The organism is Nocardioides currus, from assembly GCF_003057875.1.
GTDB classification, from domain to species: Bacteria; Actinomycetota; Actinomycetes; order Propionibacteriales; family Nocardioidaceae; genus Nocardioides; species Nocardioides currus.
The window spans coordinates 1-15,314 of record NZ_PYXZ01000010.1; the positions used below are offsets into that span (position 1 = coordinate 1).

The 15,314-nt window shown below is 68.3% G+C and carries 13 protein-coding genes; 9 read left to right on the forward strand and 4 right to left on the reverse strand.

Annotated features, from left to right (window positions below):
• Nucleotides 1–700: 700 nt before the first annotated feature.
• The 8 genes from C7S10_RS18555 (at nucleotide 701) to C7S10_RS23185 (ending at nucleotide 10,314) form a co-directional block, all read left to right on the forward strand.
• On the forward strand, nucleotides 701–1,924 hold the full coding sequence (locus tag C7S10_RS18555) for an MFS transporter (protein WP_207769468.1): 1,224 nt from the start codon (nucleotides 701–703) through the stop codon (nucleotides 1,922–1,924).
• A gap of 26 nt (nucleotides 1,925–1,950) precedes the next feature.
• Nucleotides 1,951–5,646, forward strand: a complete 3,696-nt coding sequence (locus C7S10_RS18560) for a nitrate reductase subunit alpha (RefSeq protein ID WP_108346109.1) — start codon at nucleotides 1,951–1,953, stop codon at nucleotides 5,644–5,646.
• Nucleotides 5,646–7,295, forward strand: a complete 1,650-nt coding sequence (narH, locus tag C7S10_RS18565; RefSeq protein ID WP_108345955.1) for a nitrate reductase subunit beta — start codon at nucleotides 5,646–5,648, stop codon at nucleotides 7,293–7,295. Before C7S10_RS18560 ends, narH begins: the two co-directional genes overlap by 1 nt.
• Nucleotides 7,292–7,990 carry a nitrate reductase molybdenum cofactor assembly chaperone gene (narJ, locus tag C7S10_RS18570; RefSeq protein ID WP_207769469.1) on the forward strand — a complete coding sequence of 233 codons (699 nt, stop codon included), beginning with the start codon at nucleotides 7,292–7,294 and terminating at the stop codon, nucleotides 7,988–7,990. The genes narH and narJ overlap by 4 nt, the downstream gene beginning before the upstream one ends.
• Nucleotides 7,987–8,715 carry a respiratory nitrate reductase subunit gamma gene (gene narI, locus C7S10_RS18575; RefSeq protein WP_108345956.1) on the forward strand — a complete coding sequence of 243 codons (729 nt, stop codon included), beginning with the start codon at nucleotides 7,987–7,989 and terminating at the stop codon, nucleotides 8,713–8,715. Before narJ ends, narI begins: the two co-directional genes overlap by 4 nt.
• A 1-nt stretch (nucleotide 8,716) precedes the next feature.
• Nucleotides 8,717–9,199: a hemerythrin domain-containing protein gene (locus tag C7S10_RS18580; protein ID WP_108345957.1), complete on the forward strand. Its 483-nt coding sequence runs from the start codon at nucleotides 8,717–8,719 to the stop codon at nucleotides 9,197–9,199.
• 44 nt (nucleotides 9,200–9,243) lie between these two features.
• On the forward strand, nucleotides 9,244–9,576 hold the full coding sequence (locus C7S10_RS18585; protein WP_108345958.1) for a cupin domain-containing protein: 333 nt from the start codon (nucleotides 9,244–9,246) through the stop codon (nucleotides 9,574–9,576).
• Between the two features lie 225 nt (nucleotides 9,577–9,801).
• On the forward strand, nucleotides 9,802–10,314 hold the full coding sequence (locus C7S10_RS23185) for a CBS domain-containing protein (protein WP_423802725.1): 513 nt from the start codon (nucleotides 9,802–9,804) through the stop codon (nucleotides 10,312–10,314).
• On the opposite strand, the gene C7S10_RS18590 is transcribed toward C7S10_RS23185, so the two are convergent.
• Together C7S10_RS18590 and C7S10_RS18595 are read right to left on the reverse strand one after the other, a co-directional pair.
• The gene (locus tag C7S10_RS18590; protein ID WP_243395468.1) at nucleotides 10,207–10,647 is read right to left on the reverse strand and encodes a non-heme iron oxygenase ferredoxin subunit; all 441 of its coding nucleotides are present in this window, start codon (nucleotides 10,645–10,647) and stop codon (nucleotides 10,207–10,209) included. The genes C7S10_RS23185 and C7S10_RS18590 overlap by 108 nt on opposite strands.
• Before the next feature lie 645 nt (nucleotides 10,648–11,292).
• Nucleotides 11,293–12,750, reverse strand: a complete 1,458-nt coding sequence (locus C7S10_RS18595) for an MFS transporter (RefSeq protein ID WP_108345960.1) — start codon at nucleotides 12,748–12,750, stop codon at nucleotides 11,293–11,295.
• A 133-nt stretch (nucleotides 12,751–12,883) separates the two neighbouring features.
• Between C7S10_RS18595 and C7S10_RS18600 the strand changes: the two genes are divergently transcribed.
• Nucleotides 12,884–13,624, forward strand: coding sequence for a TetR/AcrR family transcriptional regulator (locus tag C7S10_RS18600; RefSeq protein ID WP_108345961.1), 741 nt, complete (start codon nucleotides 12,884–12,886; stop codon nucleotides 13,622–13,624).
• A gap of 14 nt (nucleotides 13,625–13,638) precedes the next feature.
• Here C7S10_RS18600 and C7S10_RS18605 read toward each other — a convergent pair whose 3' ends face one another.
• Nucleotides 13,639–14,055: a VOC family protein gene (locus C7S10_RS18605; protein WP_108345962.1), complete on the reverse strand. Its 417-nt coding sequence runs from the start codon at nucleotides 14,053–14,055 to the stop codon at nucleotides 13,639–13,641.
• A gap of 39 nt (nucleotides 14,056–14,094) precedes the next feature.
• Entirely contained in the window at nucleotides 14,095–15,261 is a 1,167-nt protein-coding gene (locus C7S10_RS18610; protein ID WP_207769471.1) for a glycosyltransferase, read from the reverse strand.
• Between the last annotated feature and the right edge of the window lie 53 nt (nucleotides 15,262–15,314).

Sequence of the window (15,314 nt, forward strand, 5' to 3'; positions counted from 1 at the left end):
TCTGAGCAATCGGTGCGTCACCGCGCCGAGCGACCGCAACGACATCGTCGCGGAACTCCTTGGGATGGGGAGCAGGCATGGTCGACATCCTTCCAGCGGCGACTCACATCGCCACAGGTCAGGCGACAACCAAACCTTCAGCAGTCCCGGAGCTCACTGGAGCAGGTCTGTCGCACTACGGTTAAGAATCGAGGCCGCGAAAGCAATCGAGCGCCGTCGAGGCCTGAAATGGCAGTGCTAGGGGCGCGCGGCCCGAAGGCCGAACTGGCGTGCGTGAGCTTACGAGGGTCCAGCCGCGAAGGAACCGCTGGTTAAGAGGCCTGCGCGCTCTCGGTCGTCGGCTTGTGCGGATGGTCCGAGCACTGCGCACATGTCCACAGTGCACTTCGTGTGGCAAAGGGCGACTCGAGGCAGCGGGCCCGCAAAGTGCTCTGAGCGCTCCAGACAAGGCATGAGGACCATCGTTGTCGGGACTTTCGGCACTGCCTGCACAACTGTCGATCGAGAATGATCGCCTGCGTGCACAACATCGAAAATGTGAACATCGTCATCTTCGATCCCGGGAACGGCCGGGGCATCGCAAGTGCCAACTGAGAATCCGGGTCCTCCCCGCGTTCGCGACCATTCCGATGTGGGAGAGTCAAGTCCTCACGTTGCCCAGGACCCCGGCAACCCACGCACGACGATGCAAGGCGGCCTGATGTCTGAGGCACGAACGCCGGGTCCCAACGAGCGCAGCTCACCTGTGCTGATGCTCGCCCTGGCCACGCTCGGCTTCGCGGTCAACTTCTGGGCCTGGGCCCTGATCAGCCCGCTCGGCCCGATGTTCCGCGACTCGGGTGCGCTCGGCTCGCTGAGTGAGTCGGACGTCGCGCTCCTGGTGGCTGTGCCGGTGCTCGTCGGCTCTCTCGGTCGCATCGTCGTCGGCGCCCTGACCGACCGCTACGGCGGCCGGATCATGTTCCCGGTCATCTCCGCCGTGACGATCCTGCCGGTCCTGTTCATCGCGTTCGTCGCCCTCGACTCATACGCCCTGCTGCTCGTCGGCGGGTTCTTCCTCGGGGTCGGCGGCACCGTGTTCGCGGTCGGCGTCCCGTTCGTCAATGCCTGGTTCCCGCCGGAACGCCGTGGCCTGGCCATCGGTGTCTTCGGTGCCGGCATGGGGGGTACGGCGATCAGCGCCCTCACCACCGTCAAGCTCTTCACCAACCAGGGCGAGAAGGCACCGTTCCTCATCACCGCAGTCGTGCTCGCGGTGTACGCCGCCGTCGCCTGGCTCCTGCTTCGCGACGCACCAGGTCGAGTGGTGCCCACGACCAGTCTTGCGAGCCGGCTCAACGCGAACGCCCGGCTGCCGATCACCTGGCAGGCCTGCATCCTGTACGCCGTCGCGTTCGGTGGCTATGTCGCGTTCTCGGTCTACCTGCCGGCGTACCTCAAGACCGCTCACGGTCTGACGGCTGCCGACGCGGCGAACCGGATGGCCGGCTTCGTGCTGGTCGCAGTGATCATGCGCCCGGTCGGTGGTTGGCTCTCCGACAAGTTCGGGGCAATCGCCGTCCTGGCCACGTCGTATGCCGTGGTGATCGTCGGCGCCGCAATCTCGGCGGGCACCCCTCCGCTCGACGGTGTCGGCACCGTTGCGTTCCTGGCCATGGCGGCGGCTCTCGGGGCCGGTAGCGGCGCGACGTTCGCCCTCATCGCCAAGGTCACCGACCCCAGCCGGGTCGGCGGCGTGACCGGACTCGTCGGCGCCGCAGGTGGCCTGGGCGGCTTCCTGCCGCCGCTGATCATGGGTTTCGTCTACGGCCGCACCGAGTCCTACGCGATCGGTCTGTGGATGCTCTCGATCACCGCCGCCCTCACGCTCGCGCTCACCCTGACCATCGTCCGACGCACCGCCCAAGGACAGGACATGCATTGAGCAGCACGAACGAGAAGGACATCGGCATGGACGGCCCCCTCGCGGACGCACTCGTGCGCAGCCGGCGGTTCTTCACCAAGGGCACGATCTCGGATGACCTCCGAACCTTGTCGAAAGTGGGTGGCCGCGAGGCCGACGACTTCTACCGCGACCGATGGAGCCACGACAAGGTCGTCCGCTCCACGCACGGCGTCAACTGCACCGGCTCGTGCTCGTGGAAGGTGTACGTCAAGGACGGGATCATCACCTGGGAGACCCAGCAGACCGACTACCCCTCGGTCGGCCCGGACTCCCCGGAGTACGAGCCCCGTGGCTGCCCCCGCGGCGCTGCGTTCTCCTGGTACACCTACTCGCCGACCCGGGTCCGTTACCCCTATGTCCGCGGCGTCCTGCTCCAGATGTTCCGCGAGGCAAAGGCCCAGCACGACGGTGACTCCGTCCGCGCCTGGGAGCACATCGTCGAGAACCCGCAGCGCGCGAAGGCCTACAAGTCCGCCCGCGGCAAGGGCGGCCTGGTCCGCGCCACCTGGGAGGAGGCAAGCGAGATCGTCGCGGCTGCCCACGTGCACACGATCAAGAAGTACGGCCCTGACAGGGTCGCCGGCTTCTCGCCGATCCCGGCGATGTCGATGGTCTCGCACGCGTCGGGTGCGCGCTTCGTGAACCTCATCGGCGGCTCGATGCTGAGCTTCTACGACTGGTACGCCGATCTGCCGGTCGCTTCCCCGCAGGTGTTCGGCGACCAGACCGACGTCCCCGAGTCGGGTGACTGGTGGAACGCGGGCTATCTGATCATGTGGGGCTCCAACCTGCCGGTGACCCGCACGCCCGATGCGCACTGGATGACCGAGGCCCGCTACCGCGGCCAGAAGGTGATCGCCGTCGCGCCCGACTACGCCGACAACGTGAAGTTCGCCGACGAGTGGCTCCCCGCCCGGCCCGGCACCGACGCCGCGCTGGCGATGGCGATGGGTCACGTCGTGCTCAAGGAGTTCTTCGTCGACCGGGACACGCCCTACTTCACGCAGTACGTGAAGGCCTACACCGACCTGCCCTACCTGGTGAAGCTCGACGACGCTGCCGACGGCGAGTTCACGGCCGGCAAGTTCCTCACCGCCTCCGACCTCGCGTCCACCGACGAGGCCGAGGAGAACGCCGCCTTCAAGACCGTCCTCATCGACGCCGGCACCGGGGAGCCCGTCGTGCCCAACGGCTCGCTCGGTCACCGGTACGGCGACGCCGGGATCGGGAAGTGGAACCTCGAGCTCGGCGACGTCGACCCGCAGCTTTCCCTGCTCGACGGTGCGGAGGAGACCGTGCTCGTCCGCTTCCCACGCTTCGACACCCCAGACGGCGCGGCTGCCGACCTCCCGCGTGGGGTGCCCGTCCGCCGTATCGACGGCCACCTCGTCACCACGGTTTTCGACCTGCTGCTCGCGCAGTACGGCGTCGGCCGCGACGGACTGCCCGGCGAGTGGGCCACTGGCTATGACGATGCGGAGTCGCCGTACACACCTGCGTGGCAGGAAGGCATCACCGGCGTCCCGGCCTCGACCGCGGCGCGGGTCGGCCGGGAGTTCGCCGCCAACGCAGAGGAGTCCAAGGGCCGCTCGATGATCGTGATGGGAGCCGGCACCAACCACTGGTTCCACTCCGACACGATCTACCGCGCCTTCCTCACCCTGACCAACCTCACCGGCTGCCAGGGCGTCAACGGCGGCGGCTGGGCGCACTACGTCGGCCAGGAGAAGGTCCGCCCGATCACGGGCTACACGCAGATTGCGAACGCGCTCGACTGGAACCGGCCGCCGCGCAACATGATCCAGACCGCCTACTGGTACCTCCACACCAACCAGTTCCGCTACGACCAGTTCGGCGCCGACACCCTGTCCGCCACCACCGGCAGCGGCCAGCTGGCCGGCAAGTCCACCGCCGACGTGATCGCGCAGAGCGCACGGATGGGCTGGATGCCGTCCTACCCGACCTTCGACCGCAACCCGCTCGACCTCAGCGACGACGCCGCCGCAGCGGGCAAGCCCGTCGGTGAGTACGTCGTCGAGCAGCTCAAGTCCGGCGAGCTCGACTTCGCCGGGGAGGACCCGGACGCGCCGCAGAACTACCCGCGCATCCTGTCGATCTGGCGGGCCAACCTGCTCGGCTCGTCGGGCAAGGGCAATGAGTACTTCCTCAAGCACCTGCTCGGCACCGACTCGTCGGTGCGGGCGACCGAGACGCCGGAGCACCAGCGTCCGGTCGACGTGACGTGGCGAGACGAGGCGCCCGAAGGGAAGCTCGACCTGCTGATGACGATCGACTTCCGGCAGACCAGCACCACGATCTTCTCCGACGTCGTCCTGCCGGCGGCGACCTGGTACGAGAAGCACGACCTCAACACCACCGACATGCACCCGTTCGTGCACTCCTTCAACCCGGCGATCGCGCCGCCGTGGCAGACCCGCACCGACTGGGACGCGTGGCAGACGATCGCCGAGAAGTTCAGCGAGCTCGCTGCCACTCACCTGGGCGTGCGCAAGGACGTCGTCGCCGTACCCCTCACACACGACACCCCCGACGCGATGGCCAACCCGCACGGCGTCGTCCGCGACTGGAAGAAGGGCGAGTGCGAGCCGATCCCGGGCGTCACGATGCCCAAGCTGGTCGAGGTCGAGCGCGACTACGGCGCGGTCGCCGACAAGATGAACGCGCTCGGGCCGCTCGTCGACACCCTCGGCGCGACCACCAAGGGCGTCACCTTCGAGCTGAGCAAGCAGGTCGACTACCTACGAGCGAAGAACGGCGCCGTCCGCGGTGGTGTCGCCGACGGCAGGCCGTCACTGAAGAAGGACGTCAACGTCTGCGAGGCGATCCTGGCGATGTCCGGTACCACCAACGGGCACCTAGCCACCCAGGGCTTCAAGACCCTCGAGAAGCGGACCGGTGTGCGGCTCGCCGACCTCGCCGAGGAGCACGAGGGCAAGCAGATCACCTTCGCGGACACGCAGGGCCCGCCCGTGCCGGTGATCACCTCACCCGAGTGGTCGGGCTCCGAGACCGGTGGTCGGCGCTACTCGCCGTTCACCATCAACGTGGAGCGCAAGAAGCCCTGGCACACGCTGACCGGGCGGATGCACTTCTACCTCGACCACGACTGGATGACCGAGCTGGGCGAGGGCCTACCGGTCTACCGGCCACCGCTCAACATGGCTGCCCTGTTCGCAGAGCCCGTCCTTGGCAACGTCTCCGACGGCTCGAACGGGCAGGTCGAGGGGTTGACCGTGCGCTACCTGACTCCGCACAACAAGTGGTCCATCCACTCCGAATACCAGGACAACCTGTTCATGCTCTCGCTGTCGCGCGGCGGCCAGAACATCTGGATGAGCGACCGCGACGCCGTCAAGGTCGGCATCAAGGACAACGACTGGATCGAGGCGGTCAACCGCAACGGTGTCGTCGTGGCCCGGGCGATCGTCTCGCACCGGATGCCGGAAGGAACGGTGTACATGTACCACGCCCAGGACCGGCTCATCGACGTCCCGCTCGCAGAGACATCGGGAAAGCGCGGCGGCATCCACAACTCGCTGACACGCCTGCTGGTCAAGCCCTCCCACCTCATCGGCGGGTACGCCCAGCTGACGTTCGCCTTCAACTATCTCGGCCCTACCGGCAACCAACGTGACGAGGTCACCATCATCCGCAAGAGAAGCCAGGACGTGACCTACTGATGAAGGTCATGGCGCAGATGGCAATGGTGATGAACCTCGACAAATGCATCGGGTGCCATACCTGCTCGGTCACGTGCAAGCAGGCATGGACCAACAGGTCGGGCACGGAGTACATCTGGTTCAACAACGTCGAGACCCGGCCCGGCCTCGGCTACCCGCGGACGTACGAGGACCAGGAGAAGTGGAAGGGCGGCTGGGAGGTCAACAAGCGCGGACGCCTGAAGCTCAAGGGTGGGGGACGGCTGAAGAACCTGGCAACGATCTTCTCCAACCCCAAGCTGCCCTCGATCGGCGAGTACTACGAGCCGTGGACCTACGACTACTCCACGCTCACCGACGCACCGGCCCAGGAGCACACCCCCGTCGCCCGTCCGAAGTCGCTGATCAGCGGCAAGAACATGAAGATCGAGTGGTCGGCCAACTGGGACGACGACCTCGGCGGCTCCACGGAGACCGCGCACCGCGACCCGATGCTGGCGAAGATCGCCGAGAAGGTGAAGTTCGAGTTCGAGCAGACCTTCATGTTCTACCTGCCCCGGATCTGCGAGCACTGCCTCAATCCGTCGTGCGCGGCCTCGTGCCCCAGTGGCGCGATCTACAAGCGCGAGGAGGACGGCATCGTCCTGGTCGACCAGGACAAGTGCCGCGGCTGGCGCAAGTGCGTCTCGGGGTGCCCCTACAAGAAGATCTACTTCAACCACCGCACCGGCAAGGCCGAGAAGTGCACGTTCTGCTTCCCGCGCATCGAGGTCGGCCTGCCCACCGTCTGCGCCGAGACCTGCGTCGGGCGACTGCGCTACATCGGCCTGATGCTGTACGACGCCGACAAGGTGCTCGAGGCCGCCTCCACCGAGGACGACCACGGGCTCTACGAGGCCCAACGAGACGTCTTCCTCGACCCCTTCGACCCCGACGTGATGCGTGAGGCCGAGAAGGCCGGCATCGCCCGCGACTGGATCGACGCCGCGCAGCGCTCACCGATCTACGCGCTGATCAACACCTACAAGGTGGCGCTCCCGCTGCACCCGGAATACCGCACCATGCCGATGGTCTGGTACATCCCGCCGCTCTCGCCGGTCGTCGACGTGGTGCAGGAGACCGGGGAGGACGCCGAGGACAAGGGCAACCTCTTCGCCGCCATCGACGCCCTGCGGATCCCGGTCGAGTACCTCGCCGAGCTCTTCACGGCAGGCGAGGTCGAGCCGGTGGACGCAGTGCTCAAAAAGCTGGCCGCGATGCGCTGCTACATGCGCGACATCAACATGGGGCGCGACCCGGACGCCTCGATCCCGGCCGCAGTCGGGATGACCGAGGAGGAGATGTACGACATGTACCGCCTCCTCGCGATCGCGAAGTACGAGGACCGCTACGTCATCCCGCCCACACACGCCGAGCAGGCGCACTCCCTGGAAGAACTGTCCACGGAGTGCTCCGTCTCCGAGTACGGCGGTGGCCAGCAGGACCTCTTCGGCGAGGGGTCGGGCGTACCGACACCGATCGCGGTCGAGAACTTCCAGATGCTGCAGGACCGGCAGACCTCCGACTCGCTGGCCGGGCCGGAGAACAAGGAAGGTCGGGTGAACCTGCTCAACTGGGACGGCAAGGGCTCGCCGCCCGGCATGTTCCCGCCGAAGGGATCCGACTCGTGAGCGGCCCGCGTGGGAAGTCGGCGCTGGCTCCCGAACAGCTGACCATCGTGTGGCAGTCGGTCTCGTTGCTCCTCGACTACCCCGACGAGCAGGTCCTCGGCCGAGCCGATCTGGTTCGGTCAGCCGCCACCAGACTGCCGGTCGCGGTCGGCGACTCGATCCGCACCTTCCTGGACCACCTGGAGTCGACGCCGCTGCCGGAGCTGCAGGCCGACTACGTCGAGACGTTCGACAACCGGCGGCGCTGCAACCTCTTCCTGACCTACTTCGCCCACGGCGACACCCGCAAGCGGGGGATGGCGCTGCTGCGCTTCAAGCAGACCTACCTCCGCGCGGGGTTCGAGCTGGACGACGCGGAGCTGCCCGATCACCTGTGCGTCGTGCTCGAGTTCGCGGCCACGATCGACCGCGACCTCGGCCGCGACCTGATGCTCGACCACCGCGCCGGGCTCGAGCTGCTGCGGCTCTCGCTCCGCGACATGCACTCGCCCTGGGCGAGCCTGATCGACGCCGTCACCGCGACCCTGCCGCCATTGCGCGGTGAGGAGCGCGACGCCGTGCGGCGCCTGGCAGCCGAAGGACCACCCGAGGAGGAAGTGGGACTGGCGCCCTTCGCCGCGCCGCAGTTCAGCCCCGGTTCGGCGACCGAGAAGACCCTCCTGCCCATGCCGTCGTTCCCAGGAGTCCGTTCATGAACGACTTCCTCTTCGTCGTCTTTCCCTACATCTGCCTGACCACGTTCGTCGTCGGGCACCTGTGGCGCTATCGCTACGACAAGTTCGGCTGGACCACCCGCTCGTCCCAGCTCTACGAGAACCGGCTGCTGCGCATCGGCAGCCCGCTGTTCCACTTCGGGATGCTCGGCGTCGTGGGAGGGCACGTCTTCGGGCTGTTGATCCCGCAGTCGTGGACCGACGCGGTGGGGATCAGCGAGCACGCCTACCACGTGGCTGCGGTCGGGGGCGGCCTGCTGGCCGGAATCGCAACGGTGGTCGGCCTGGCCATCCTGGTCTATCGGCGTCGCACCGTCGGGCCGGTCTTCTCCGCGACGACCGTCATGGACAAGGTGATGTATGCCTTCCTGATCGTCGCGATCGTGCTGGGCATGTGGAACACCGTCGCCGGCTCGATCCTCACCCTCGGCGGGGAGTACAACTACCGCGAGGGCGTCTCGGTCTGGTTCCGCTCGTTCCTGGCCTTCCAACCCGATGCCTCGCTGATGGCCGACGCGCCCCTGGGCTTCCAGCTGCACGCGCTGGTCGCCTTCGGGCTCTTCGCGCTGTGGCCCTTCACGCGCCTCGTGCACGTCTTCAGCGCTCCGCTGGGCTACCTGACGCGCCCCTACATCGTCTACCGCAAGCGCGACGACACCCAGCTCGGCAGCCACCGCCCCCGCCGCGGCTGGGACCGGGTCGGCTGACGTGTGCGAGTACTGCGGATGCCGCGGCGTCCCGCCGATCGCCGAGCTGATGGACGAGCACATGGCCCTCATTGGCCAGGCCCACTTCGTCCGGCAGGCGCTGGGCACCGGCGATCACGCGGCGGCGATGGCGCTGCTCAGCGGGCTCATCGCCCACCTCGAGCGGCACGTGCAGCGGGAGGAGGCCGGCATCTTCACGGCGTTGCGCACGTCGGGAGAGTTCCTCGACGAGGTCGACGCGCTGGAGGGCGAGCACCGAGACCTTGCCGCAGCGGTCACGGCCCTCGACCCCGACTCGTCGGACTTCGCCGCGCGGGTGACCCATCTGCTCGATGACCTCGAGATCCATGTCGAGCGCGAGGACCTCGGGATCTTCCCGGTCTCAGTCGTCACGCTGGGGGCGACGGGCTGGGCGATCGTCGACCAGGCCCACACCGCGTCGCCGAGCTTCCTGCTCGACCAGTCGACGACATCGCCCGCCTGACGCAGCTCAGGACTCGCCGTTCCGCCTCACAAACAGGAGAAGCCATGCAGAAGGAATCACTGACGGCCCTGGTCCGCCATCACCTCGAGACAGCGGCCACCGCGTCGAGCGGTCGCAGCGCCCACACGATCTACGGCGGGCACGAGCGCACCCTCCGCCAGACCCTGATCGCGCTGCGGGCCGGCTCGAACCTCGACGAACACGAGAGCCCGGGCGAAGCGACCCTCCAAGTCCTGCATGGCCGCGTCACGCTGGTCGCAGGCGACAACAGGTGGAACGGATCTCGCGGTGACCTCATGACTATCCCCGACTCCCGGCACGCCCTTGAGGCAGTCGAGGACTCGGTGGTCCTCCTGACGGTAGCCATGCGGAGCTGACGCGAAGAGCCCAGTCACCACCACAACCTCAAGAACGGAGCGAAGTCACGTGTCGAAGATCAAGGTTCTGAACTCGGTCGTCAAGCTGGATTGCCCAGCTTCCGGCTACCGAGCCTCCCAGTGAACGTCCTGGACCAGGAGGCGTCCTGCCTCGTCGCTGACGACGATGACCCGCCCACTCCGGATGGGACCGCCTTCGGTCTAGGAACGGTCATCGGTGATGTCATGCTTCGGCACCCCAAGACGCTACCTGCCCATGCGTCGGTCGAGCAGACGCGCGCGGCCCTGGCCAACGACCATGTGCACATGGTGCTGCTGACGGAGGGCACGACGCTCGTCGGCACCCTCGTGCGCGGCGACCTGCCGGGTGCGGAGTCCGGTGCCGGACCAGCGCTACCGTGGTCGAAGCTCGCCAGTCGGACCGTGGCACCGGCCACGGGAGCTGGAACCGTCCAACGACTGCTGGTCGAGCGTGGACTACGCCGACTGGCGGTGGTCAATCCCGAAGGCGCTTTACTCGGTCTCGTTTGCCTCAAGCGGCGCAGGTCGGGGTTTTGCTCGGACGCCGACGTCATATCTCGCGCACAGCACTCGCGTACACCCGGAGAAACCTCCAAGCTGGTTGAGCCGCTATATGGCGACCTCGACGATGTCTGCGACGACCCGAATGGGATAGACGGGCACAGGGACCATTGCGGGTGGCCCGGTCGGCACGCCGGTGACGAGGTCGAAACATGAGCCGTGGAGCCAGCACTCGACTACACCGCCGGTGACCTCTCCGTCGGAGAGCGCGACTTGACCATGACTGCATTCATCGAGCAGCGCGTGCACGACCCCGTCGCTGCGGGCTAGGCAGATGGGGACGCCGGAGAGCTCGAGATGGATTGCTTCCTCTTCGGGGAGGTCTGAGAGCGGGACGGCCCGCATCCACCGTGCGGTGGCGTCCGTGGGTGCCGGTGCCTCGGTCGCGGCCAGAACACCCAGCGCGAGATGTCCGCCCTCGTTTTCCCAGACGCCGATTCTGCGCCTGTCCGTCGCTGGACCTGGGCCGGTGGTTTGCTCGCCGGTCATACGAGTGAACCTCCTTGGTCCCCACCTGAGGGAACGGTGACAACAGGGGTTCCTGGGTCATCCATCAGAGACTAGCTCGCGGACTGCACGCATTGCTCTCGCAAGCGGGCGCAGCTCACGCTTTCGGGCGTGCGCTTCGCCTGGACGTGCTACTGGACCTGGCGACTGTGGACGGGGGGCACAGCGCGCAGGTGCTTGCGGACCGGATTTAGCGACCGTCACGCAGCGACGCGGCCTTGGCCGGCAGGACCTTCGCGAGCTCAGCGTTGCGAACTGGGTTCGAGGAACGAGGACACCGCTCACGCCATCATTGCCGATCTCGACGGCCGCGTAAGCCAGATGCTTGTCGAGCGCGTGCCAGACATCGACCTGCCGACGGTGGTACCCAGCGCTAGGTGACGCAAATCCACTCTGGATAGGCCGCACTCGCGATCCTCGAGCCAAGGTCGTCGCAGACCTGAAGCCGCGTCTCTGCCCTCAGCTTGCCCTCACCAGGACCGAAATCAACCCCAACTGACGATCGGTGCTCGCAGTCGTCAACTGAGAGTTTGTCCAGGTCAGAGGCGGTTGTCGACCATCGACGACGGACGACGAGAACCGCGAGTTTAGTTCCGCTTCAACGTCTGACGAGGCGCGGCCGGCCGCTCAGCGCGCCTCCTCGACCGACCGCGAGTCGGTCAGGGTGAGGGCGCCCCAACCGGCGATCACCGCCACGACCACCGCGAGCGCGGCGTACGTCACCCGCTCGCCGTGGAAGAACGACGCGACCAGGCTGGTGCTCCACACGCCGTCGGGGAGCGTCGAGGTGACCAGCGCGGCGATCAGCGTGCCGACGACGGCGGTGCCGATGCTGGTGCCGACCTCCTGGGCGGTGTCGTTCAGGGCGGTGCCGATCGAGGTGCGGTTGGCTGGCATGGCGTCGACGAGGGCGACGGCGCAGATCGTCATGACGGTGCGAAGACCGACGGTCATCACGACGACGCAGGCCGCGATGGCGGCGTACCCGTGGTCCACGGCCCACGAGAGGCCGGCCAGCGAACCGGCGAGCAGCCCCGCGCCGACGAGGCACGCGATGCGGTGCCCGAAGCGCCTGCCGAGGCCCTCGGAGATCGGGGTCGCGAGGATCATCGTGACGATCAGGGGGAGGTTCGCGAGCCCGGCCTTCATCGGGCTCCAGCCGTAGGCGTACTGGTAGTGCAGGATCAGGCCGAACATCACGCCGGCCATCGCGATCGAGGTGCCGACCTGGGCGATCGCAGCACCGCGGACGGTGCCGTCGGAGAAGAGCCTCAGGTCGAGCATCGGCTCGGGCGTACGGCGCTCGTGCCGGACGAAGGCCACCAGCGCGACCAGCGCTCCGACGGCCGATCCGAGGGTGACCAGTGAGACCCAGCCGTGCTCGATGCCGCTGGTGAGCGTGTAGCAGGCGAGCCCGATGGCGGTGATGGAGAACGCGGCGCCGGGGAGGTCGAGGCGGTCGATCGTCAGGTCCTCGGGGCGGTCGGCCGCGACGCCGACCCGCACGCCGATCCAGGCGATGAGGGCGATGGGCGCGTTGACGACGAGCAGCCACTCCCAGCGGAGGTGGGTCAGCACGGAGCCGCCGAGCACGGGGCCGAGGATGAAGCCGCTCATCCCGACGATGATCATCACGGTCATCGCGCGCATCCGCAGGGCCTGGTCGTCGAAGAGCCGGAAGACCAGGGAGTTCGTGATGGGGGCCATCGCGGCGGCTGCGAGCCCCAGGGCAGCACGGAGGGCGATCAGCTCGCCGGCGGTCTGGACGAGCACGACCGCGAGGCTGATCAGGCCGAAGGCGCTCAGGCCCCAGAGCAGCACGCGCCGACGGCCGATGCGGTCGGCCATCGAGCCGGCGGTGAGCAGCAGGCCGCCGAAGGTGAGGGAGTAGGCGCCGGTGACCCACTGGAGGGCCGTGGTGCCGCTGCCGAGGTCGCGGCCGATGGCCGGCAGCGCGATCGTGAGGAGCGTGTTGTCGACCATCTCGACGAAGAAGGCCAGGCAGAGGGCGAGAAGCGGGATCCACGCCGCCCGGAGGGACGGGTAGGTACGGGCCGGCGCGGGCTGGACGGTGAGAGCAGTCATGGGAGGCACCTCCTCGGTGCGGGTCGATCGATCATCGAACGTTGTACGATTCTCGTACAACGTTCGAAAGATAGAACACTGTTCGATGGGTGTGCAACACCATGCACGATCGTGAGGTGATGGGATGGGTCACATGGTTGACAAGCGCGCTCGCCCCGAGCGGCGCGGAGGCGGCGGAGCTGGCGCGAACCGGCGGCGCGCTGCGCACTCGATGGAGGCCGTCATCTCCGAGGCGGTCGCGCTCCTCGACGAGGCCGGCGACTCCGCGCTGACCTTCCGTGCGCTCGCCGCGCGGCTCGGCGGAGGAGCGGCCAGCATCTACTGGTACGTCGCGAGCAAGGACGAGCTCCTCGACCGCGCCAGCGACCACGTCATCGCCCAGGTGATCACCGACACGGCCGGCTTCCACGGATCCGAGGACCCGATCGACGACCTCCGTGCGATCGCGGTGACCCTCTTCGATGCGATCACCGACCGACCCTGGCTCGGTGCCTACTTCATGCGCGACACCGAGGTGCAGCCCAACGCTCTGGCCCTCTACGAGCGGCTCGGCCAGCAGGTGCTGCGCCTCGACCTGACTCCCCGGCAGTCGTTCCACGCCGTCTCGGCCGTGATGGGCTTCGTCGTCGGCATCGCCGCCGACCTCGGCCAGAAGCCGCCGGAGGAGGTCGTCGACGGCTCGGTCGCGCGCGACGAGTACATCGAGCGTTTCGCCGACCAGTGGCGCGCCCTCGACCCGGCAGAGTTCCCGTTCGTGCACCACATCGCCGACGAGTTCGCCGGTCACGACGACACCGAGCAGTTCCGCGCCGGCCTCGACCTCCTGCTCGCCGGACTTCGACTGCAGGCAGGCGCACGCCCCGGACGCGGCTGAGCAGCGGCTCGCGGTCAGACCGAGAAGTGACCCGGCGCGAGGCTGCGCAGCACGCAGAGCTCGTGGCCCTCCGGGTCGGCGAGCACGACCCAGGACTCCTCGCCGCTCTGGCCGACGTCCGCCCGGGTGGCGCCGAGGGCGAGCAGCCGCTCGACCTCCTCGTCGCGGGAGCAGTCGACGGGGGAGAGGTCGAGGTGCATGCGGTTCTTGACGACCTTGCCCTCCTCGACGGCGGCCAGGAACATCGTCGGCGGCACCGGGCCCGCGCGCACGGCGTCGAGCAGCTCCCGGTCGTCGCGGCCATCCGGGCCGATCTCCACGAGGCCGGGCTCGCGGTGCAGCACCACCCAGCCGAGGGCCTGGGTCCAGAAGTCCGCCAGCCGGTCGGGGTCGTGGCAGTCGAGCGAGATCTCGGTCAGTCGTGACGTCATGGAGTGATCACAGCACGAACCGCCGACGCAGGAGCGACGTCAGCCGGCCAGACCCGTCAGGACGGGCACCGCGTCGGCGGGGCGCGGCAGGTCGGCCATGGCCGCAGCGACCTGCCGGGCGCACACGGCGAACTCCAGTTCGGCGAGCAGTCGGCGCACCTGTGCTGCTGCGGGCTCCACCGAGGCAGGGCCTCGCTCGACCGTCAGCCCCGCACCGACCGCCTGCACGTGCTCGCCGTTGACGATCTGGTCAAAGGTGAACAGGGGCACGACGACCTGCGGCACGCCGGCGGCCAGGGCGCCCATCGTCGTACCGAAACCACCGTGCCCGAGCATCGCGGCGGCCTCGCCGAGCGCCGCGTCCTGGGGCCACCACTGCTCCACCCGCGCGTTGGGTGGTAGGGCGCCGAGCGTTGCTGGGTCGACCTTCCTCCCGACCGTCATCAGCACGCGTGCCTCGGTGTCGGCCAGCGCGTCCAGCGCGGCCCGGAAGACGCCGGCGAACGGAGGCAGCGAGCCGGTGACCGAGCCGAAGGTGACGTAGACCAGCGGTACCTCCGGGTCGCCCCAGACAGGCACGTGGGGCGCATCGGCGACCGTCGTCGGCTCGTGGAAGCGCAGGAAGCCGGCGCCTCCCTGCTCGGTGCCGGACGCCCGGTCGAGGACCTCGGGCACCAGGCTCAGGACGGTCTCGCCGTCCATCGCCGGGCCCAGCCGGTCCTCGTCCAGTCCGGCCAGGTGGCCGAGCTCGGCGAGCGGCTCACCGATCGACTCGGCGAAGCGGGGCAGGACCTCGTGCATCCCGATGCACACCTGGGCGTGCGGCACCCCGCCCCTCTCGGCCGCCGCGAGCGAGCCCAGCTCGGCGGTCTCGCGGAGCACCAGGTCCGGCTGCCAGCGCTCGACGACCTCCAGCAGCCCTGGCAGCGCGGCCTGGGCGTCGATCCGGGCGAACACCTCACGGATGACGACCTCGTCGGCCTCCTCGAACTCCAGGCTCGGCAGGCTGCCCATGACGGGACCGATCAGCTCCGGTGGCGCGTCGGCGAAGGGCTCGTGCGCGAACCCGGCCCGGGCCACCGCAGCGCCGTACGACGCGGGCGCAGCCACCCGCACGTCGTGGCCCGCGTCCCGCAGGGCTCGCGCGAACGGCATCAGCGGCCCGAAGTGGCCGTCGTTGGCCGTGGTCGCACACAGCACGCGCACCCCACGAGATTCCCACTCGGCCACCGACTCGGCAAGACCGTCACGGGGCCATA